General features: G+C 55.1%; 16 protein-coding genes. 9 read left to right on the top strand and 7 right to left on the bottom strand.

The annotated features are described in order from the left end of the window. Nucleotides 1-127: 127 nt before the first annotated feature. The 3 genes from glyS to ACOTXR_RS17860 form a co-directional block, all read right to left on the bottom strand. The gene (glyS, locus tag ACOTXR_RS17870; protein WP_023338916.1) at nucleotides 128-2,197 is read right to left on the bottom strand and encodes a glycine--tRNA ligase subunit beta; all 2,070 of its coding nucleotides are present in this window, start codon (nucleotides 2,195-2,197) and stop codon (nucleotides 128-130) included. A 9-nt stretch (nucleotides 2,198-2,206) separates the two neighbouring features. Next, on the bottom strand, nucleotides 2,207-3,142 hold the full coding sequence (glyQ, locus tag ACOTXR_RS17865; protein WP_023338915.1) for a glycine--tRNA ligase subunit alpha: 936 nt from the start codon (nucleotides 3,140-3,142) through the stop codon (nucleotides 2,207-2,209). A 160-nt stretch (nucleotides 3,143-3,302) separates the two neighbouring features. Beyond that, complete coding sequence (locus ACOTXR_RS17860; RefSeq protein ID WP_014882040.1) at nucleotides 3,303-3,608, bottom strand: YsaB family lipoprotein; 306 nt, start codon at nucleotides 3,606-3,608, stop codon at nucleotides 3,303-3,305. A 182-nt stretch (nucleotides 3,609-3,790) separates the two neighbouring features. Between ACOTXR_RS17860 and ACOTXR_RS17855 the strand changes: the two genes are divergently transcribed. Beyond that, nucleotides 3,791-4,786 carry an acyltransferase gene (locus ACOTXR_RS17855; RefSeq protein WP_045282188.1) on the top strand — a complete coding sequence of 332 codons (996 nt, stop codon included), beginning with the start codon at nucleotides 3,791-3,793 and terminating at the stop codon, nucleotides 4,784-4,786. A gap of 54 nt (nucleotides 4,787-4,840) precedes the next feature. Here the strand turns inward: ACOTXR_RS17855 and xylB are convergent, their stop codons facing one another. Both xylB and xylA read right to left on the bottom strand, forming a co-directional pair. After that, nucleotides 4,841-6,295 (bottom strand): xylulokinase, encoded by a 1,455-nt coding sequence (gene xylB / locus ACOTXR_RS17850; protein WP_058690625.1) that lies wholly within the window; start codon nucleotides 6,293-6,295, stop codon nucleotides 4,841-4,843. Nucleotides 6,296-6,356: 61 nt separating this feature from the next. Beyond that, a complete protein-coding gene (xylA, locus tag ACOTXR_RS17845; protein WP_086527836.1) occupies nucleotides 6,357-7,679 on the bottom strand; it encodes a xylose isomerase in 1,323 nt (440 codons plus the stop codon). 370 nt (nucleotides 7,680-8,049) lie between these two features. On the opposite strand from xylA, the gene xylF reads away from it, so the two are divergent. From xylF to xylR, 4 genes are all read left to right on the top strand, one after another. Continuing rightward, nucleotides 8,050-9,042, top strand: coding sequence for a D-xylose ABC transporter substrate-binding protein (gene xylF / locus ACOTXR_RS17840; protein ID WP_014882036.1), 993 nt, complete (start codon nucleotides 8,050-8,052; stop codon nucleotides 9,040-9,042). 72 nt (nucleotides 9,043-9,114) lie between these two features. Beyond that, complete coding sequence (locus ACOTXR_RS17835) at nucleotides 9,115-10,656, top strand: xylose ABC transporter ATP-binding protein (RefSeq protein ID WP_200923760.1); 1,542 nt, start codon at nucleotides 9,115-9,117, stop codon at nucleotides 10,654-10,656. Further along, the gene (gene xylH, locus ACOTXR_RS17830) at nucleotides 10,634-11,815 is read left to right on the top strand and encodes a xylose ABC transporter permease XylH (protein WP_014882034.1); all 1,182 of its coding nucleotides are present in this window, start codon (nucleotides 10,634-10,636) and stop codon (nucleotides 11,813-11,815) included. The genes ACOTXR_RS17835 and xylH overlap by 23 nt, the downstream gene beginning before the upstream one ends. Nucleotides 11,816-11,848: 33 nt before the next feature. Continuing rightward, nucleotides 11,849-13,027, top strand: a complete 1,179-nt coding sequence (xylR, locus tag ACOTXR_RS17825; RefSeq protein ID WP_014882033.1) for a D-xylose utilization transcriptional activator XylR — start codon at nucleotides 11,849-11,851, stop codon at nucleotides 13,025-13,027. A gap of 38 nt (nucleotides 13,028-13,065) precedes the next feature. Here the strand turns inward: xylR and ACOTXR_RS17820 are convergent, their stop codons facing one another. Next, the gene (locus tag ACOTXR_RS17820; RefSeq protein WP_058690626.1) at nucleotides 13,066-13,890 is read right to left on the bottom strand and encodes a protein bax; all 825 of its coding nucleotides are present in this window, start codon (nucleotides 13,888-13,890) and stop codon (nucleotides 13,066-13,068) included. A gap of 314 nt (nucleotides 13,891-14,204) precedes the next feature. Between ACOTXR_RS17820 and ACOTXR_RS17815 the strand changes: the two genes are divergently transcribed. Together ACOTXR_RS17815 and avtA are read left to right on the top strand one after the other, a co-directional pair. Continuing rightward, nucleotides 14,205-16,235, top strand: a complete 2,031-nt coding sequence (locus ACOTXR_RS17815) for an alpha-amylase (protein WP_058690627.1) — start codon at nucleotides 14,205-14,207, stop codon at nucleotides 16,233-16,235. A gap of 198 nt (nucleotides 16,236-16,433) precedes the next feature. Further along, a complete protein-coding gene (gene avtA / locus ACOTXR_RS17810; RefSeq protein ID WP_058690628.1) occupies nucleotides 16,434-17,690 on the top strand; it encodes a valine--pyruvate transaminase in 1,257 nt (418 codons plus the stop codon). A 56-nt stretch (nucleotides 17,691-17,746) separates the two neighbouring features. On the opposite strand, the gene ACOTXR_RS17805 is transcribed toward avtA, so the two are convergent. Beyond that, nucleotides 17,747-18,556, bottom strand: a complete 810-nt coding sequence (locus ACOTXR_RS17805; RefSeq protein ID WP_058690629.1) for a helix-turn-helix domain-containing protein — start codon at nucleotides 18,554-18,556, stop codon at nucleotides 17,747-17,749. Between the two features lie 225 nt (nucleotides 18,557-18,781). Between ACOTXR_RS17805 and ACOTXR_RS17800 the strand changes: the two genes are divergently transcribed. Together ACOTXR_RS17800 and ACOTXR_RS17795 are read left to right on the top strand one after the other, a co-directional pair. Further along, complete coding sequence (locus tag ACOTXR_RS17800) at nucleotides 18,782-20,182, top strand: MFS transporter (protein WP_058690630.1); 1,401 nt, start codon at nucleotides 18,782-18,784, stop codon at nucleotides 20,180-20,182. A 10-nt stretch (nucleotides 20,183-20,192) separates the two neighbouring features. Further along, a complete protein-coding gene (locus tag ACOTXR_RS17795; protein ID WP_058690631.1) occupies nucleotides 20,193-22,142 on the top strand; it encodes a glycoside hydrolase family 127 protein in 1,950 nt (649 codons plus the stop codon). Nucleotides 22,143-22,171: the final 29 nt, after the last annotated feature.

Below are 22,171 nucleotides of genomic sequence, written 5' to 3'. Positions count from 1 at the left end.
AGTTTCCCCCGGCGGCGCTACGCTTGGGCCTACAATGAAACGTGCAACCCGTTACACAATGTAGGCCGGGTAAGCGTAGCGCCACCCGGAAAGAAAGACGGCTCACATGTTTATGACAGCGTGCACATTACTGCAGCAGCGAAATATCCGCCACGCGCAGGAACAGCTCGCGCAGTTTTTCGAGCATAGAGAGACGGTTGATACGCAGGTCTTTATCTTCTACGTTCACCATCACTTTCTCGAAGAAGGCGTCGATCACGTCACGCAGTTCCGCCAGCTCCACCAGCGCTTCCTGGTAGCGGCCTTCCGCGAAGTACGGTTCGAGCTTGTCGCGCAGCACCACAACCTGCATCGCCAGAGCAATCTCTTCCGGCTCTTTCAGGGTTGCGGCGTTCACGCGTTCGTTCAGCGTTTCGTCGGATTTCGCCAGAATGTTGGAGACACGCTTGTTAGCCGCAGCCAGCGCAGATGACGCTTCCAGCGTACGGAAGTGGGAAACCGCCTTCATACGCGCATCGAAATCAGCCGGACGGGTCGGACGACGCGCCAGCACCGCCTGAATGGTGTCAACGGTGTAACCTTCGTCCTGATACCAGGCGCGGAAACGACCGAGCATAAAGTCGATAACGTCGTCCACCACGTTCGCGTTGGTCAGCTTGTCGCCGTACAGACGCACCGCTTCTTCGGTCAGTGTCTGCAGATCGAGGTTCAGGTTCTTCTCAACGATGATGCGCAGCACGCCCAGCGCAGCACGACGCAGCGCAAACGGGTCTTTGTCCCCTTTTGGATGCTGGCCGATACCGAAGATACCCGCCAGGGTGTCCATCTTGTCGGCAATCGCCACGGCGCAGGCGACCGGGTTGGACGGCAGTTCGTCACCCGCAAAGCGCGGCTGATACTGCTCGTTCAGTGCCACAGCCACGTCTTCCGCTTCGCCATCGTGACGCGCGTAGTGCATGCCCATCACGCCCTGGGTATCGGTAAATTCGAACACCATGTTGGTCATCAGGTCGCACTTGGAGAGCAGGCCCGCACGGGTCGCATGGTTGACGTCGGCACCAATTTCGCGGGCGATCCAGCCGGACAGCTCCGCAATGCGGTCGGTCTTGTCGCGCAGCGTACCCAGCTGCTGCTGGAACAGCACGGTCTGCAGACGCGGCAGGTTATCTTCCAGACGCTTTTTACGGTCGGTATTGAAGAAGAACTCGGCATCCGCCAGACGTGGACGCACCACTTTCTCGTTACCGGAGATAATCTGGATCGGATCTTTCGATTCGATGTTGGCGACAAAGATGAAGTTTGGCAGCAGCTTGCCGTCGTTGGCGTATACCGGGAAGTACTTCTGGTCACCCTTCATGGTGTACACCAGCGCTTCTGCCGGAACGGCCAGGAATTTCTCTTCGAACTTCGCGGTCAGCACCACCGGCCATTCAACCAGAGAGGTCACTTCTTCCAGCAGGCTGTCGCTCAGATCGGCATTACCGCCAATCTTGCGCGCCGCCTCTTCCGCGTCCGCTTTGATTTTGGCTTTACGCTGTTCGTAGTCAGCAATGACCTTGCCGCGCTCCAGCAGAATTTGCGGATACTGGTCGGCATTGTCGATGGTGAACTTCGGCTCACCCATAAAGCGGTGGCCGCGGATCACGCGATCGGACGCCACGCCCAGAATGGTGGCAGGAATAACGGTGTCGCCCAACAGCAGGGTCACGGTATGCACCGGACGCACGAAGTGGACGTCAGACGCGCCCCAGCGCATCAGTTTAGGAATCGGCAATTTCGCCAGCGACGTGGCAATCATGTCCGGCAGCAGCGCTTCTGCACTCTCGCCTTTCACATGCGCACGATACAGCAGCCACTCGCCTTTGTCGGTGGTCAGACGCTCGGCCTGGTCAACGGTGATGCCGCAACCGCGCGCCCAGCCTTCAGCCGCTTTGCTCGGCTTGCCTTCCGCGTCGAACGCCTGGGCAATAGCCGGGCCACGTTTTTCGACTTCACGATCCGGCTGAGACGCCGCCAGATTTGCCACTTTCAGCGCCAGACGACGCGGCGCAGCAAACCACTCAATTTTACCGTGCGCCAGGCCAGCGTTATCCAGCTCGGCAGTCACGTTCGCAGCAAAAGATTCAGCCAGGCTGCGCAGGGCTTTTGGTGGCAGCTCTTCGGTGCCGATTTCCACCAGGAAAGTTTTCTCAGACATGGCCGCCTCTTATTCGTTTACTTTGATGTCTTCTGACTTCAACTTGTTGCACATCGGGAAGCCAAGGGCTTCACGGGACGCGTAGTAAGCTTCTGCAACGGCTTTGGTCAGGGTACGAATACGCAGAATGTAGCGCTGACGTTCAGTCACGGAGATGGCTTTGCGGGCGTCCAGCAGGTTGAAGCTGTGGGCGGCCTTCAGAATACGCTCGTAAGCAGGCAGCGGCAGCGGAGTCTCCAGCGCCAGCAGCTGCTGCGCTTCTTTCTCGTACTGCTCGAAGCAGGTGAACAGGAAGTCCACGTCCGCGTATTCGAAGTTATAGGTGGATTGCTCCACTTCGTTCTGATGGAACACGTCGCCGTAGGTGGTTTTACCCAGCGGGCCGTCGCTCCAGACCAGGTCGTAAACGCTGTCTACGCCCTGAATGTACATCGCCAGACGTTCCAGACCGTAGGTGATTTCACCCGTGATCGGCTTACATTCCAGACCGCCAACCTGCTGGAAGTAAGTGAACTGGGTCACTTCCATGCCGTTCAGCCACACTTCCCAACCCAGACCCCAGGCACCCAGCGTTGGGTTTTCCCAGTTATCTTCCACGAAACGGATATCGTGAATGGTTGGATCCATACCCAGCTCTTTCAGCGACCCGAGGTACAGTTCCTGAATATTGTCGGGCGATGGCTTAATCACCACCTGGAACTGATAGTAATGCTGCAGACGGTTCGGGTTCTCACCGTAACGACCATCGGTCGGACGACGGGAAGGCTGCACATACGCGGTCGCCATTGGCTCTGGTCCCAACGCGCGCAGGCTGGTCATCGGGTGTGAAGTGCCGGCGCCGACTTCCATGTCCAAAGGTTGAACAATGGTGCAGCCCTGACGAGCCCAGTAATCCTGTAAGGTCAGGATCAGGCCCTGGAAGGTCTTGGTATCAAACTTTTGCATAGTATTTCGTGCTGGATACGTGTGGTTTTAAATGGAAGGGACCAGTATACCCGCTGGCTGCAAGATATACAGTACGAAACGGGGTTGTTTAGGGAAAATTGGGAAATAAGCCTTCAGGCCAGAACGTGGGCGACGTCTGGCTGTTGATTATGCGAGCAGGTTAGCGCATGGAGAGGTGTAAAAACTGGCCGTCTGCATCAAACGAGCAGACAAAGCCCTCTTTACGCGACGTATGGCCCCGCAGCTCATAGCTTCCCTGAAAGCGCTCAAATCCGGTGACATCAATCTTCTGAACGGCCGAGTTATAACGGCGTGCAGCCTGATCTTTACAGATTGCCTCCATGTTCAGTGAACGTTCCGGGCTCATTTTGCCCTGCTGTGCTTTTTGCACAGGTGCTTCTTGTGGCGTACTGCAACCTGCCAGCATGAGCAGCAGAAAGAGTGACGCCACTCGCTTCATCATCATTTTTATTACCGTCCTGGTCAGTGGCTGTTATTTTTAGTATCAAAGCTTTTATAGATTAAGGTCCGCCATTCTGCGAATCTCGCGGTCTTCCGGCAAGCCTGCTGATAAAACTCAGAATTTTCCAAACGAAGACTTTTGGACAATGGCAGTCACACTCCATTTACAGGGAATACGAGGAACTGATGGCGTCAAAAATTAACTGGATTGATAACCTGCGAGGAATAGCGTGTCTGATGGTGGTCATGATCCACACGACGACCTGGTATGTCACGAATGCGCACAGCATCAGCTCTGTTAACTGGGACATTGCCAACATTCTCAACTCTGCGTCTCGCGTCAGCGTCCCGCTGTTTTTTATGATTTCCGGCTTTCTCTTTTTTGGCGAACGTAGCGCGCAACCGAGGCACTTCACCCGCATCGCGGCCTGTCTGGGGTTTTACAGCGCAGTTGCCTTGCTCTATATCACCCTGTTCACCTCAATTAACGCCGGGCTATCACTCAAATATTTGCTGCAAAAACCAGTGTTCTATCACCTGTGGTTTTTCTTCGCCATTATCGTTATCTATCTCGTCTCTCCTCTTATTCAGGTGAAAAACGTCAGCGGGAAAATGCTGCTGGCCCTGATGGTGGTGATTGGCCTCATCGCCAACCCGAATACGGTCTCGCAGAAAATCGACGGATTTGAATGGTTGCCGGTCAATCTCTATATCAACGGCGATACCTTCTATTACGTGCTTTACGGCATGCTGGGGCGCGCCATCGGGATGATGGAGACGCAAAAACGTAGTCTGAACTGGCTTTCTGCGTTGCTGTTTATCGCAGGCGTGGCGGTGATATCGCGCGGGACGCTGCACGAATTGCAATGGCGCGGTAATTTTGCCGATACCTGGTACCTGTATTGCGGACCGATGGTGTTTCTCTGTGCCGTCTCGCTGCTTACGCTCGTTAAAAACACGCTCAACGCGCGACCACTCCCGGTCCTGAGCGTGATTTCGCGGCACTCGCTCGGAATTTATGGTTTTCACGCGCTGGTGATCCACGCCCTGCGTACAAGAGGTGTGGAGCTAAAGAGCTGGCCGGTGCTGGATATCATCTGGATTTTTGCCGCCACGCTGGTCATCAGCCTGCTGCTGTCGATGCTGCTGCAAAGAATCGATACGCGCAGGTTTGTAAGTTAGCCAGATGGACGGGGAGTGGTAGGCCGGGTCAGCGCAGCGCCACCCGGCGGATGTTTACGACATCAGCGGCAGCAGCTGCTGATAGATTTTGCGGAACACGTCGCGCCTCTGCGCATAGCGGGCATGGCGTGCTGCGTCAGGCAAGTGCGCCTGTTCAAGCGGAAGCTGCGGTAACAATTGTGAAAGCGGTTTTTCGGGGTTCATGGCTATCTGTGTCAGCCGTGCGGCGCCGAGCGCGGGCCCGACATCGCCACCAGTGCGGAAATCCAGCTGCAATCCGCTGATGTCAGCCAGCATCTGTCGCCAGTAAGGGCTCCGCGCGCCGCCGCCAATCAGGGTGACGCTCGACGGTTTCAGGCCGCAATCATGCACCACGTCCATGCCGTCGGCCAGTGCATAGCCCACACCCTCCAGAACCGCACGCGCCAGCTCAGCCGGGCCATGCTGATGAGTTAAACCAAAGAACACCCCTTTCGCTTCCGGATTGTTGTGCGGCGTTCGCTCACCGGAAAGATACGGTAAAAACCAGATCGTACCCGCGGTGTCATCCGCCTGCTGCGCGGCGGAGATGAGCGCCGGAACATCGGCCATGCCGGTGAGTCTTGCCGCCCAATCCAGGCAAGATGCGGCACTGAGCATCACTGACATCAAATGCCATTTCCCCGGAAGGGCATGGCAGAAACTGTGCACTGCGCTTTCAGGGTTGCTGCGATACCCGTCGCTGACGGCAAAATAGACACCGGACGTTCCCAGCGACAGCATCGCCTGCCCTGCCTCCACCATGCCGACACCCACGGCCCCCGCCGCATTGTCACCGCCTCCGGCCACCACCGGTACGGCTGGCATATTCCAGCGTTCAGCAACGGCTGGCTGCAGCGTGCCTGTCACCTCGCTACCTTCGAACAGCGCGGGCATATGGGCGCGGGTCAGATGGCAGGCATTCAGCATCGCCTCGCTCCAGTCACGTTTCGCCACGTCGAGCCACATCGTGCCCGCCGCGTCAGACATGTCGCTGGCGAAATCACCCGTCATGCGAAAACGCAGATAATCTTTCGGCAGCAGGACTTTCGCCACCTGCCGGAAAATCTCAGGTTCATGACGCTGTACCCACAGAAGTTTCGGTGCGGTAAAACCGGGCATCATCAGGTTGCCGGTGATCTGGCGGGAGGTGGGTACACGTTCCTCAAGAAGCGCACACTCTTCTGCACAGCGGCCATCGTTCCAGAGGATCGCAGGACGCAACACGCGATGCTGGCTATCCAGCAGCGTTGCGCCGTGCATTTGCCCGGCAATCCCCAGCGCTTTGACGTCACGCAGAGGGTGTTTCTCGCCTAGCGCCTTGATGGCACGGTCCGTTGCCTGCCACCACTGCTCCGGGTCCTGTTCCGACCACAGCGGATGCGGACGTGAAACCTGCAGCGTTTCCGTCTGCGTAGCCAACACATCGCCCTGCTCGCTTAACAGGATGGCTTTCACACCCGACGTGCCAAGATCGATCCCGATATACATTACGGTGACTCCTTTAACAGAAATGCCCGGTGGCGCTAACGCTTACCGGGCCTACGTGCTGTTATTTATCGAACAGGTAGTGGTTGACCAGGTTTTCCAGCAGCTCCTGGTGCCCGCTCTGGTGCTGCGGCGCCAGCTGCTGCTGTTCAGCGTACTTCGCGATCTCCGCAAGTGATAACTGGCCTTTCAAAATTTGCTGACCCAGCTCACTGTTCCAGCCGCTGTAGCGCTTCGCAACACGCTTATCCAGCTCACCGTCTTCAATCATGCGAGCGGCGACTTTCAGCGCCAGCGCCATGGTGTCCATCGCGCCAATGTGGCCGTAGAACAGATCGTATTTGTCGGTGCTCTGACGACGTACTTTGGCGTCAAAGTTCAGGCCGCCGGTAGTGAAACCACCCGCTTTAATGATTTCGTACATCACCAGCGCATTCTCTTCCACGCTGTTCGGGAACTGGTCTGTATCCCAGCCCAGCTGTGCATCGCCGCGGTTAGCATCGACAGAGCCAAAAATGCCCAGTGCAATCGCAGACGCAATCTCGTGATGGAAAGAGTGGCCCGCCAGCGTGGCGTGGTTGGCTTCAATGTTAACTTTAATCTCTTTTTCCAGCCCGAACTGTTTCAGGAAGCCATACACCGTCGCCACGTCGTAGTCATACTGGTGCTTGGTCGGTTCCTGCGGTTTCGGCTCAATCAGCAGCGTGCCACGGAAGCCGATTTTGTGCTTATGATCGACAACCATCTGCATAAAGCGGCCAATCTGCTCGCGCTCCTGGCGCAGATCGGTGTTGAGCAGGGTTTCGTAGCCTTCACGGCCGCCCCACAGGACATAGTTTTCGCCGCCCAACTGATGCGTGGCGTTCATAGCCGTCACCACCTGCGTGGCCGCCCAGCTAAACACTTCCGGATCCGGATTGGTTGCCGCGCCCGCGCCGTAGCGTGGATTAGTGAAGCAGTTTGCGGTGCCCCACAGCAGCTTCACGCCGCTTTGCTGCTGTTTTGCCGCCAGCACATCCACCATCTGCGCGAAATTGTTCAGGTACTCTTTCAGAGACGCACCTTCCGGCGAGACGTCCACATCGTGGAAGCAGTAGTACGGCACGTTCAGCTTGTGGAAGAACTCAAATGCCACATCGGCTTTACGTTTCGCCAGCTCGATGGCTTCACCCGGCTGCTGCCATGGGCGGTCAAAGGAACCCACACCGAACATATCGGCGCCGTTCCAGCAGAAGGTATGCCAGTAACAGGCGGCAAAGCGCAGATGGTCTTCCATGCGCTTACCCAGTACCAGCTCATCCGGGTTGTAGTGACGAAATGCTAAAGGATTGGTCGTTTTTGGGCCTTCGTAACGAACACGATCGAGTTGGTCGAAATAAGCTTGCATATTGAGCTCCATAATCAGGGTATGCGGCGAGTCGTTGATACAGGAGTAATAGTGAATAGACATTTTGGGTTGCTCAATTACGTTATTTCACACTGCTATTGAGAGAATGCACAACTGTGCGCTGGCTCGCAAAATAATGCGCAGGCAAACTATTTTTCGGCGTAAATTCCAGAATCAAATGTAATTAAGACGTTACGCATTTTAAAATCCGATCGCGGTCATAAATTCAGAAATAAACCAAATATCGTAATGAGAAGATAAAAATCTGTAATTGCCAGCCTGCCTTTCCGCGTTAAAAATTTGCTGCGTCCCAGCAGTGAATGTTTCTTTTATCTCAGCAACACATACCCCTACAAAAGGCCTAATAATTATGAAGATAAAGAACCTGACCCTAACGATCTGCACTACTCTCCTCCTTGTAAGCTTTGCAGGACATGCCAAAGAGGTCAAAATTGGCATGGCGATTGACGACCTGCGCCTGGAGCGCTGGCAAAAAGATCGCGATATCTTTGTGAAAAAAGCGGAATCACTCGGTGCGAATGTCTTTGTTCAGTCAGCGAATGGCAATGAAGAAACGCAAATGTCACAGATCGAGAATATGATTAACCGTGGTGTCGATGTCCTGGTCATTATCCCTTATAACGGCCAGGTATTAAGTAACGTAGTGAAAGAAGCGAAGCAAGAAGGCATAAAAGTTCTCGCTTATGACCGTATGATTAATAATGCGGATATTGATTATTATATTTCGTTCGACAATGAAAAAGTGGGTGAATTACAGGCGCAAAGCCTGATCGACAAAGTGCCTCAGGGCAATTATTTCCTGATGGGTGGCTCTCCGGTAGATAACAACGCCAAACTGTTCCGTGAAGGACAAATGAAAGTCCTTAAACCTTACATCGACAACGGGAAAATTAAGGTGGTTGGCGATCAGTGGGCCGACGGATGGCTGCCAGAAAACGCGCTGAAAATTATGGAAAACGCGCTGACGGCCAACAACAACAAAATTGATGCGGTCGTGGCCTCCAACGATGCCACCGCAGGCGGTGCTATCCAGGCGCTGAGCGCCCAGGGGCTGGCCGGGAAAGTCGCTATCTCCGGGCAGGATGCCGACCTGGCAGGGGTAAAACGCATTATCGCTGGCACACAAACCATGACGGTCTACAAACCGATTACCGAGCTTGCCAATACCGCGGCTGAAATCGCCGTGGAACTGGGCAATGGCAAGCAGCCTAAAGCAGACGCGACGCTGAATAACGGGCTGAAAGATGTTCCGGCTCGCCTGCTCACGCCAATTGAAGTCAATAAAGAGAACATTGACGCCACCGTGATTAAAGACGGTTTCCACAAGAAGAGCGAACTGTAATCCAGCGCGGCCCCCGCTCTGCGGGGGCGCATCACGTTGTACTGTTCTTCCCTCGGGTTATGTGGAGCAGGTATGCCTTATTTACTTGAAATGAAAAGCATCACCAAGCGCTTCGGCGCAGTGAAGGCCGTCGACAACGTCAGCCTCCGGTTGAACCCCGGCGAAGTGGTTTCGCTGTGCGGCGAGAACGGTTCGGGCAAATCAACGTTGATGAAAGTTCTGTGTGGGATCTACCCACACGGCAGTTACGAAGGCGAAGTTGTCTTTGCCGGTGAAGTGATCCAGGCGACACACATTCGCGATACCGAACGTAAAGGGATCGCCATCATCCACCAGGAGCTGGCGCTGGTGAAGCATCTCACCGTGCTGGAAAACATCTTCCTTGGAGCCGAGATTTCCCGCCACGGCGTACTGGATTACGACACCATGACGCTCCGCTGTGAAAAGCTGCTGGCGCAGGTGAGCCTCAATATTTCACCGGATACCCGCGTGGGCGATCTGGGTCTGGGGCAACAGCAGCTGGTAGAAATTGCTAAGGCGCTGAACAAACAGGTACGGCTGCTGATCCTCGATGAGCCCACGGCTTCGCTCACCGAACAGGAAACCGCAGTTCTGCTCAATATCATCCGCGATCTGCAAAACCACGGCATCGCCTGTATCTACATTTCGCACAAGCTAAACGAGGTTAAAGCCATTTCGGACACCATCTGTGTCATTCGCGACGGGCAACACATCGGCACGCGCGAAGCGGCAGGCATGAGTGAAGATGACATCATCACCATGATGGTAGGCCGCGAGCTGACGGCGCTCTACCCGAATGAGCCACACGCCAGAGGCGAGGAAGTGCTGCGTGTGGAAAACCTGACCGCGTGGCACCCCGTTAACCGCCACATTAAACGCGTGAATAACGTCTCGTTTTCTCTTCACAGCGGCGAAATTCTCGGGATTGCGGGCCTCGTCGGCGCCGGACGCACGGAGGCCGTACAGTGTCTGTTTGGCGTGTGGCCCGGGCGCTGGGAGGGGACGATTTATATCGACGGCCAGCCAGTGAAAATCGACAACTGCCAGCAGGCGATTGCCCGCGGCATTGCTATGGTGCCGGAAGATCGTAAAAAAGACGGCATCGTACCGGTCATGGCGGTGGGGAAAAACATTACGCTTGCGGCACTCGATCGGTTCTCCGGCGCGCTGAGCAGCCTGGACGATGCCGCAGAGCAACAGTGCATTCTTCAGTCGCTTGCCAGGCTGAAGGTCAAAACGTCCTCCCCGGAACTGGCGATTGGCCGCCTGAGTGGCGGTAACCAGCAGAAAGCGATTCTGGCGCGCTGCCTGCTTCTCAACCCACGCATATTAATCCTCGATGAGCCAACGCGCGGGATTGATATCGGTGCCAAATATGAAATCTACAAACTGATTAATCAGCTTGTTCAGCAAGGGATTGCCGTCATTGTCATTTCGTCTGAGTTACCCGAAGTGCTCGGCCTGAGCGACCGCGTGCTGGTGATGCACGAGGGGAAACTGAAAGCCAACCTGATTAACCAGAACCTGACGCAGGAGCAGGTGATGGAAGCCGCTTTAAGGAGCGAACGTCATGTCGAAAAGCAATCCGTCTGATATCAAAGTCGCCGTTCCGACGCCCGGTGCGTTCGCAGGGCTAAAAGCGCTGAACCTGCAGGTCTTCGTGATGATCGCAGCAATTATCGTCATCATGCTGTTTTTTACCTGGATGACCGATGGTTCATACTTAAGCGCGCGTAACGTCTCAAACCTGCTCCGCCAGACCGCCATTACCGGGATCCTGGCCGTAGGCATGGTGTTCGTCATTATCTCGGCAGAAATTGACCTGTCTGTAGGCTCGATGATGGGCCTGCTCGGCGGCGTGGCGGCTATTTTCGACGTCTGGCTTGGCTGGCCGCTGCCGCTGACCGTGGCGGTGACGCTGGTACTGGGTCTGGTCCTGGGGGCCTGGAACGGCTGGTGGGTTGCCTACCGCAAAGTCCCGTCGTTTATTGTTACCCTGGCGGGGATGCTGGCCTTCCGTGGGATCTTAATCGGGATTACCAACGGCACTACCGTCTCCCCCACCAGCGCCGCCATGTCGCAAATTGGTCAGAGCTACCTCTCCGATAGCGTGGGCTTTACGATTGGCGTGGTAGGTTTGCTGGCGTTTGTCGCCTGGCAGTGGCGGGGGCGCATGCGTCGTCAGGCGCTGGGGCTGGCGTCACCGGCATCAACCTCCGTGGTAGGACGCCATGCGCTGACTGCGGTCATTGTGCTGGGCGCCATCTGGCTTCTTAACGACTATCGCGGTGTTCCGACACCGGTCCTGCTGCTGGCGCTGTTACTGCTGGGCGGGATGTTTATGGCGACGCGCACCGCGTTTGGCCGCCGCATTTATGCCATCGGTGGCAACCTTGAAGCTGCCCGTCTCTCGGGGATCAACGTCGAGCGCACTAAGCTCGCGGTGTTCGCCATTAACGGCCTGATGGTCGCCATCGCCGGGTTGATCCTCAGTTCGCGTCTGGGTGCCGGTTCGCCCTCCGCGGGTAACATCGCCGAGCTGGATGCGATTGCCGCCTGCGTCATTGGCGGCACCAGCCTCGCCGGCGGTATCGGTAGCGTGGCGGGTGCGGTCATGGGGGCATTTATCATGGCGTCGTTGGATAACGGGATGAGTATGATGGACGTCCCGACGTTTTGGCAGTATATCGTCAAGGGGGCCATTCTTTTACTGGCAGTCTGGATGGACTCTGCCACCAAGCGACGAGCCTGATAACCGTATTGTGACTTAATTGGGAAGTGAGCCATGTTTGAAAAGCGTCACCGCATTACGTTGTTATTCAATGCCAATAAAGCCTACGACCGTCAGGTCGTTGAAGGCGTGGGTGAATATTTGCAGGCGTCGCAATCCGAGTGGGATATCTTCATTGAGGAAGACTTCCGCACCCGTCTGGAGAACATCAAAGACTGGCTGGGGGATGGCGTCATCGCTGACTATGACGATCCCGTCATTGAACAGCTGCTGACCGACGTCGACGTCCCGATCGTGGGCGTCGGCGGCTCCTACCATTCCCCCGAAAATTACCCGCCGGTTCACTATATCGCCACCGATAATCATGCACTGGTCGAAGCCGCTTTTCTTCATTTAAAAGAGAAAGGCGTCCATCGTTTCGCGTTCTATGGTTTACCCGCCACCAGCGGCAAGCGCTGGGCAGTCGAGCGCGAGCATGCGTTTTGCCAGCTGGTCGCGCAGGAGAAGTATCGCGGAGTAGTGTATCAGGGGCTGGAGACGGCTCCGGAAAACTGGCAGCACGCGCAAAACCGGCTGGCGGACTGGCTGCAAACGCTGCCCCCGCAAACCGGTATTATTGCCGTCACCGACGCCCGCGCCCGCCACGTGCTGCAGGTCTGCGAGCATTTACATATCCCGGTGCCCGAGAAGCTGTGCGTGATTGGCATTGATAACGAAGAACTCACCCGCTATCTCTCCCGCGTGGCGCTCTCCTCTGTGGCACAGGGCACCCGTCAGATGGGCTATCAGGCAGCGAAGCTGCTGCATCGTCTGCTGGATAAAGAGTCTCTGCCGCTTCAGCGTTTGCTGGTACCCCCTGTCCGCGTCGTGGAGCGTCGCTCAACCGACTATCGTTCCCTGAGTGACCCGGCCGTCATTCAGGCGATGCACTATATTCGCAACCACGCCTGTAAAGGAATTAAGGTCGATCAGGTTCTGGATTCGGTGGGCATTTCTCGTTCGAATCTGGAGAAGCGTTTCAAAGAAGAAGTGGGCGAAACCATTCATGCCGTCATCCATGCGGAGAAACTGGAGAAAGCCCGCAGCCTGCTCATCTCAACATCACTGTCGATCAACGAAATCTCACAGATGTGCGGTTATCCGTCGCTGCAATATTTCTATTCGGTGTTTCGCAAAGAGTATGACACCACGCCAAAAGAGTATCGGGATCGCCACAGCGAGGTGCTGATATAGAAAAGAAAACGCCTTCATTTAGAAGGCGTTTTTAGTGATTACATATGGGCGGCGATTAAGCGCTGGTTATCCTGGTACATCGCGAACAGATAGTTGTTATAGCTCTGTCCCTTCGTCGAATAACCCTTCAGCTTGTGAATCATCGTACTGGCCGTCACTTCCTGATCCGCTTTACGCAACTGAGCACGTGATTTACGGAAGGATGAGTAGGCCGGATGCGTGTTCAGATTGACCACATAGGCACCCACGGAATCTTTGACTGATTCAAACTGAGAATAGCCTTTCACCTTGCCAGGCGCATTATTACAACGACCTTTCACACACTTCATACCGAAAAGATTGTTGTTATTACGCGCCAGCTTTGACGTTCCCCAGCCGCTTTCGGCTGCCGCCATGGTCGCAACCATGCTATTCGGGATGATATCGACACGTTCAAGGAGAGCATTCCACGGCACACGACGGGTGTTACCGTTCCAGCTCAGCTTGTAGCGCTTCGTGATATCTTTCAGACGCGCGCGTTCTGAAGGCGACCAGCGGCTATCGTACTGTTTGGAAATCAGCCAGTTACGATCCGCAGTAATCGCGGCATTTTGACTCGTGATGTAAGGCATTACCGTCCGGAGAAACGCTTTTTTCCTTGGTGTTCCGGAAGGGTATTTTCGCAAATCAGGAAGTGAACTACTCTTTGCACTATTGCGAGAATACTCTTGTTTACTGCTAACCTTACTACTTGTCGTCTTTATTACGTGGGCTTTCTTACTCGTTGTATCCGTGTGCGTCTTCGCAAGCACCTCACCTGAAAATGCCAAGGTGAGTAACATGAGTATCGCAGCCCCATATCGTCGAATGGGAGTCGATATCATTAGGTCTCCTGGTCGGATGTCATCATCCTAACACCTTATTTTTTTCACAAATTTGAGAGCGGAATCTCAAATCATATCAAAAATAGACTTCAAGAGCACGTATAGAAATAGTCCAAATCCGAAACTATGTCACCTGAAACTTGCTTATAAAAACAGCACTCCTGAAAATTTGTGCGCGATATCGCAGATAACTGCCTAATTTTGCGCGGGATCACTCATCCTCACACGTCCTCCTGGCAGAAAGCGCTGGAGGATGAGTTTTTACCCTCCGCCTGATGGCAAACTGGTTAAAAATGCCGCGACAGGAAAATGGAATGAAACGCACCGCTCTGGCTTTTCTGATGCTACCCGCACTGGCACACGCTGACTGGTCATCACCGGGGTTTAATAGTTTTAGCGCCGAAGGCACCGGGATTTTCACCAGCCAGGCAAAGCTTGCGAAGGGTACGCGTCCTCTTACGCTGAGTTTTGACAAGACGTGCTGGCAGCCATCAGAGGCGATAAAACTCAATGAGATGCTGTCGCTCAAACCCTGCAATAGCACGCCGCCGCAGTGGCGCCTTTTCCGCGACGGTGAATATCAGATGCGGATTGATACTCGCTCCGGCACGCCCACAATGCTGCTGACAATTCAGAGTGCAGCAGAACAACCGGTGGCAACCGCTATCCGCCAGTGTCCGAAGTGGGATGGTAAACCGCTGACGCTGAACGTTAGCGATACTTTCCCGGAAGGGACAGTAGTGCGTGATTTCTACAGCAAACAGACCGCGACGGTACAGAACGGAAACATTACCCTGCAGCCCGCCGCTGGCAGTAATGGCCTGCTGCTGCTTGAGCGCGCCGAAACGGATAAACCCGCACCGTTTAGCTGGCAGAACGCCACCGTCTATTTTGTCCTGACCGACCGCTATGTGAACGGTGACCCGAGCAACGACAACAGCTATGGCCGCCATAAAGACGGCATGCAGGAGATTGGCACCTTCCACGGTGGCGACCTCAAGGGACTTGCCAGCAAGCTCGATTATTTACAGCAACTGGGGGTGAATGCGCTCTGGATAAGCTCTCCGCTTGAGCAGATCCATGGTTGGGTAGGCGGGGGGACCAAAGGGGATTTCCCTCACTATGCGTATCATGGCTATTACACCCAGGACTGGACAAAGCTTGATGCCAACATGGGTACCGAAGAAGATTTGCGCCATCTTGTCGATGAAGCACACAAGCGTGGTATCCGCATCCTGTTCGATATCGTCATGAACCACACGGGCTACGCGACGCTAGCAGACATGCAGGCGTATCAGTTTGGCGCGCTGTATTTACAGGGTGATGAGCTGAAAAAAACGCTGGGTGAACACTGGACCGACTGGAAGCCAGGTGCAGGCCAAACCTGGCACAGCTTCAATGACTACATTAACTTCAGCGACAAAGCCGCATGGGAAAAATGGTGGGGCAAGAAATGGATCCGTACCGACATCGGTGATTACGACAACCCTGGCTTTGATGATTTGACGATGTCGCTGGCGTTCCTGCCCGACCTGAAAACGGAATCCACCGTCCCTTCCGGGTTACCCAATTTTTATCAACACAAACCCGATACCCACGCGAAGGCCATCCCGGGATATACCCCGCGCGACTATCTGACTCACTGGCTCAGCCAGTGGGTACGAGACTACGGCATCGACGGTTTTCGGGTCGATACCGCGAAGCACGTCGAGCTTGCGGCCTGGCAGCAGCTAAAAGATCAGACAAGTCAGGCACTGGCGGCCTGGAAAGGGGCGAACCCGGACAAAAAGCTCGACAACGCACCGTTCTGGATGACCGGGGAATCCTGGGGTCACGGGGTGATGCAGAGTGATTATTACCGCCACGGTTTCGATGCGATGATCAACTTTGATTATCAGGAGCAGGCGGCAAAGGCGGTGAACTGCCTGGCCGATATCGACCTGACGTGGCAGCAGATGGCAGAAAAGCTGCAAAGCTTCAACGTTCTGAGCTACCTCTCCTCCCATGACACACGCCTGTTCCGCGAAGGTGGTCAGCGCGCGGCTGAGCTGCTCCTGCTGGCACCGGGCAGCGTACAAATCTATTACGGGGATGAATCCGAACGTCCGTTCGGCCCGACGGGCTCCGACCCGCTTCAGGGCACCCGTTCGGATATGAACTGGCAGGATGTCACGGGCACGCAGGCGTCAACCGTCGCCCACTGGCAAATGCTGGGTCAGTTCCGCGCCCGTCACCCGGCGATCGGCGAAGGCAAGCAAACCACGCTGTCGCTGAAAGAAGGGTATGGCTTTGTGCGCGAGCACAAGGGCGATAAAGTCATGGTGGTATGGGCTGGTAATCAATAATCCCCCCCTCACCCTAACCCTCTCTCCACAGGGGAGAGGGCCGGGGTGAGGGGAGAAAAAACCGCCAGAACAATTCACTGAATAAATCCTTACCCACCACATAAAACAACAAATCCGACCACACCACCCGATTTGCACCAACACGGTGCTAGCGTTATGGTTACCCACTTTCAAAATAAGCTCGACAGATCACCTGCTATGACGTTTTCACTTTTCGGCGACAAATTCACCCGCCATTCAGGCATTACTCGCCTGATGGAGGACCTCAACGACGGGCTGCGCACACCGGGCGCAATCATGCTCGGCGGCGGAAACCCGGCTCAAATTCCGGAGATGAATACCTATTTCCAGACGCTGCTCGCTCAGATGCTGGAAAACGGCAAAGCGACCGATGCGCTCTGCAATTACGACGGTCCTCAGGGCAAAACTGAACTGCTGGCGCTCCTCGCTGGAATGCTGCGTGACGAGCTGGGCTGGGATATCGAACCACAGAATATTGCACTAACAAACGGCAGCCAGAGCGCGTTTTTCTACTTGTTTAACCTGTTCGCTGGACGTCGCGCCGACGGCACGACCAAAAAAGTGCTGTTCCCGCTGGCCCCGGAATATATCGGCTATGCCGATTCCGGTCTGGAAGAGGATCTGTTCGTCTCCGCACGCCCTAACATTGAGCTGCTGCCGGAAGGCCAGTTCAAATATCACGTCGATTTTGAACATCTGCATATCGGTGAAGAGACGGGCATGATCTGCGTCTCCCGTCCGACTAACCCGACGGGCAACGTCATTACCGACGACGAGCTGATGAAGCTGGATGCGCTGGCAAATCAGCACGGCATTCCGCTGGTGATCGATAACGCCTACGGCGTGCCGTTCCCGGGCATTATCTTCAGCGAAGCGCGTCCGCTGTGGAACCCGAATATCGTGCTGTGCATGAGCCTCTCTAAGCTGGGCCTGCCGGGTAGCCGCTGCGGCATCATCATCGCCAACGAGAAAATCATCACCGCCATTACCAATATGAACGGCATTATCAGCCTTTCACCGGGCGGCATCGGTCCGGCAATGATGTGTGAAATGATTAAGCGCAACGACCTGCTGCGTCTGTCTAACGAGGTTATCAAGCCGTTTTATTATCAGCGTGTTCAGGAAACCATCGCGACGATTCGCCGCTACCTGCCGGAAGAGCGCTGCCTGATCCACAAACCTGAGGGGGCGATTTTCCTCTGGCTGTGGTTTAAGGACTTGCCGATCACCACCGAACTGCTCTACCAGCGTCTGAAAAAACGCGGTGTGTTGATGGTGCCGGGTGATTACTTCTTCCCGGGTCTGGATAAGCCGTGGCCGCACACGCACCAGTGCATGCGTATGAACTACGTGCCCGATCCGGAAAAAATTGAAGAGGGCGTCAAAATTCTCGCCGAAGAAATCGAAAAAGCCTGGCGCGAAGACGGTCAGTGACGCGTTACGCCAGATGATGCTGCACAGCGGGCATAATCTGGCGACCCCGAGACAGGTCAACCAGAATTAATATGCTCTTTACAGTACCGCCGTTTCCAGACGGCGGGCGTTAGACCGGTGTGCTTAGAAAAAATCTGTCGAAAATAGCCCACATCATTAAAACCGCAGCGTGTCGCTACTTCGGTTAATGATGCGGCCTCGTTGAGCAGTAATTTTTCTGCCGCCCGGACACGCTGGCGATGAATGGCCTCCGTCAGGGTTAAATGAAATGTCCGGCGAAATACTCGCCCAAGATAATCCGCATTGCAGTGCAGTTCTTTTGCCAGTAGCGACGTTGAAAGCGGTAAATGAAACTGTGTGCGAATAAGCTGTTTCGCCTTCCACGCCATGGCCGCACCGGCTTCATTGGCGCTGTCTTCATATCCGGAAGGACGGGAAATTTGCTGTAAGATCAGCAGTAAAAGGATTTCAAGCGCCATGGTTCGCTGTAATTTCTCCTGCTCGCTTAAGAACTGGCGGAAAAGAGAAATGACAGACTGGGCGTCCCTCACGCGACAATGCTGTTCTATCGCCAGATTGGGTTGTGAAGAGGGGTAATGTTCAATCTCAAAATGCAGCCAGTAAAATTTAAGATCGATCGGGAATTCGCCCACACCCACGTGTCGCCTGTCAGGCCAAAGCAGTAACGTCTCCCCTGCACGCACCTCAAACACCGTATTTTCTTCCTGGATCGTTAATGTCCCTTTTTCGACAAAAATAATCTCCCACGATGTTAATTTCCGCGCAGGATGGCGACCCACGCCCCGGGAAATAAATAGCCCGCCATTTTGGACCTTAATCGGAAGCGCTATGGATAATTCGAGCATGGATATTCACCATTCCGCTTTTATTGCCATCAATATTCAATTTACGCATTGATTATTAACTAATATCTGAATAACTGTCCGATCGGAATCACATTTTCTTCATCAGGTCGGAATCGTCACCTTTTTATACTTTTCCCTTCCCTTGTTGGCCTTGCCGTTCAATGCAGAATAAATGGGTACCTTGCATAAATACGATAATAAATTCGTTCATCGAGGAGTTACTTCATGACTTCCACACCGATTACTGAATCAGACGTGACACAAGGGGCGGCAGATGACCGGCTGTCCGTCCGCGAAAAAATTGGCTACGGCCTGGGTGATGCGGGCGGGACGGTAATTACCTGCCTGATCATGAATTTCCTGACCTTTTTCTATACCGATGTCTTTGGCCTCACTCCCGCGCTCGTGGGCACGCTATTTATTGCTCTTCGTGTGTTTGATGCCATCTCCGATCCGGTGATGGGCGTGATTGCTGACCGCACGCAGAGCCGCTGGGGACGTTTTCGTCCCTGGCAGCTATGGGTGGCGCTCCCCATCGGGGTTATTGGCGTGCTGACGTTCACCGTACCGGAAGCCAGCATGGGGGTGAAAATCGCCTGGGCGTTTGGTACCTATTTGCTGTTGTCCGTTGGTTATACCGCCATTAACGTGCCCTACTGCGCGCTGATTAACACCATGACTACCCGACACAATGAGGTGATCGCCTGCCAGTCATGGCGCTTTGTGCTGTGCGGCGTGGCGGGATTTCTGGTCTCTGTGGGTTTGCCATGGCTGGTCGCGGAGCTCGGTCAGGGCGATGCCGCAAAGGGTTATCAGCTTGGCGTCGGCGTCCTATGTACTGTCGCCGTGGTGATGTTTCTCTGCTGCTTCTTCTGGGTTCGCGAGCGCGTCCCGCTGGCGCTGATGGGTAAATTCACCTTACGCGAGCACCTTGCGGGCCTGCGTAAAAACGATCAACTGCTCCTGATGCTGGTGATGTCGTTTCTGCTGATCAACGTTTTCAACATTCGCGGCGGCGGATATATGTACTTCATCACCTACGTCCTGCAGGGCAGCACGGCCTATACCTCGCTGTTTTTCACGATGGTGACTTTTGCGGCCATTCTGGGTGCGGTGATCGTCAATCCGCTGTCGCGCCGTATTGATACCGTCAAACTCTACTACTACACCAACCTGGTGCTCGCTGCGCTTGCGGTGGGCATGTGGTTTCTGCCGGGAGGCCCGTCGCACCAGACGCTCTGGCTGGTGATTATTTTAAGCAACGGCGTGATCCTCGGTTTTACCCTCCCACTGCACTTCTCGCTGATGGCTTTTGCCGATGACTACGGTGAATGGAAAAACGGCGTGCGCTCATCGGGCATGAACTTCGCCTTCAACCTGTTTTTCATCAAGCTCGCATGGGCATCCAGCGCCGGGATCATCAGCCTGGTGTTTATCACCGTAGCCTATCAGCCGGGCATGGGTAACCAGACGCCAGCCTCGTTACAGGGCATCACCGCCATGGAGACACTGCTGCCTGCCCTTTTCCATCTGCTGCTGGCGGTCACTATCCGCTGGTGCAGGCTTAACAATCCACTGATGTCGCGCATTGCCACCGATCTGCGCCAGCGTCATGTCCCTTCCTGAGGAGAATACGATGTCCGTAATGGAACCCGATCTGCACCAACTGAAAATCAATGACCCGTTTCTCGGGCAGTATCAACGACTGGTCCGTGATGTGGTGATCCCCTACCAGTGGGATGCGCTGAACGATCGCGTGGCAGAGGCTGAACCCAGCCACGCCATTACCAACTTCCGCATTGCCGCGGGTCTGGAAGAGGGTGAATTCTACGGGATGGTGTTTCAGGACAGCGACGTGGCGAAATGGCTGGAGGCCGTGGCGTGGTCGCTATGCCAGAAACCGGATGCTGAACTGGAAAAAACCGCCGACGAGGTCATTGAACTGATTGCCGCAGCACAGTGTGAAGATGGCTATCTCAATACGTACTTTACGGTTAAGGCCCCCGAGGCGCGCTGGACCAATCTGGCCGAATGCCACGAGCTGTACTGCGCCGGGCATATGATTGAGGCTGGCGTGGCCTGGTTTCAGGGAACCGGTAAACGCAACCTGCTGGATGTGGTGTGCAGGCTGGCAGACCATATCGACAGCGTGTTTGGCCCTGGCGAAACGCAGCTGCACGGTTATCCTGGCCACCCGGAAATCGAGCTGGCGCTGATGCGGCTGTACGACGTCACGGAGGAACCACGCTACCTCAATCTGGTGAAATACTTTATTGAGGAACGCGGCGCCCAGCCTCACTTCTACGATATCGAGTACGAGAAGCGTGGCAAAACGTCATACTGGAATACCTATGGACCTGCGTGGATGGTCAAGGACAAAGCCTACAGCCAGGCACATCAACCTCTTGCTGAACAACAAACGGCCATCGGCCATGCGGTACGCTTTGTCTACCTGATGGCGGGCATGGCGCATCTGGCGCGCCTGAGCGGCGACGAAGGTAAACGCCAGGACTGCCTGCGGCTGTGGAATAACATGGCGCAGCGCCAGCTGTACATTACCGGCGGGATTGGCTCGCAAAGTAGCGGCGAGGCGTTCAGCAGCGATTACGATCTGCCCAACGATACGGTGTACGCGGAAAGCTGCGCCTCCATTGGCCTGATGATGTTTGCCCGCCGGATGCTCGAGATGGAGGCAGATAGCCACTATGCCGACGTGATGGAGCGCGCGTTATACAACACGGTACTCGGTGGCATGGCGCTGGACGGAAAACACTTCTTCTATGTGAACCCGCTGGAGGTACATCCGAAAACGCTGGCGTTCAACCATATCTACGATCACGTGAAGCCCGTCCGCCAGCGATGGTTCGGCTGCGCCTGCTGTCCGCCGAATATCGCCCGCGTGCTGACCTCACTGGGACATTACATTTATACCGTTCGCCCGGATGCCCTGTTGATCAACCTGTATGTGGGGAACGATGTCGCCATACAGATTGATGAAAACACACTCTGGCTACGTATTAGCGGTAACTATCCGTGGCAGGATCAGGTGACCATCGAAATAACCTCGCCTGTTCCGGTGACTCACACGCTGGCCCTGCGGCTGCCGGACTGGTGCGCCGAACCGGCTGTTTCGCTGAATGGTGAACGCGTCACCGGTGAGGTCGTTCGTGGATATCTTTACCTCAACCGTTGCTGGCATGAGGGCGACACGCTGACGCTGACACTCCCTATGCCGGTTCGCCGCGTTTACGGTAACCCGCAGGTGCGCCAGCAGGCAGGTAAAGTCGCGCTTCAGCGCGGGCCCCTGGTTTACTGTCTGGAAGAAGCTGATAACGGCGCAAATCTGCATAACCTCTCTTTGCCTGAAAACAGTGCGTTCCGGGTATTTGAAGGCAAAGGCATTTTCGCGCACAAAATGTTGATACAGGCGGAGGGGCGCGGTTATCACGCGAAGGATACGGATGCGCTGTGGCAGTACGATCGCTCGCCGGTACAGCGTCAGCCCCAGACGCTGACCTTTATTCCCTGGTTCAGTTGGGCAAACCGGGGAGAAGGGGAGATGCGGATATGGGTGGATGAAGGCTGAATATTTGCGGTCTGTTGCCCTCCCCCCGG

This window comes from Enterobacter cloacae complex sp. IR53030, assembly GCF_049238365.1.
Lineage (GTDB): Bacteria > Pseudomonadota > Gammaproteobacteria > Enterobacterales > Enterobacteriaceae > Enterobacter > Enterobacter kobei.
Note: the sequence above shows the minus strand (reverse complement) of the source record. Positions and strands in the feature narration are given on the sequence as shown.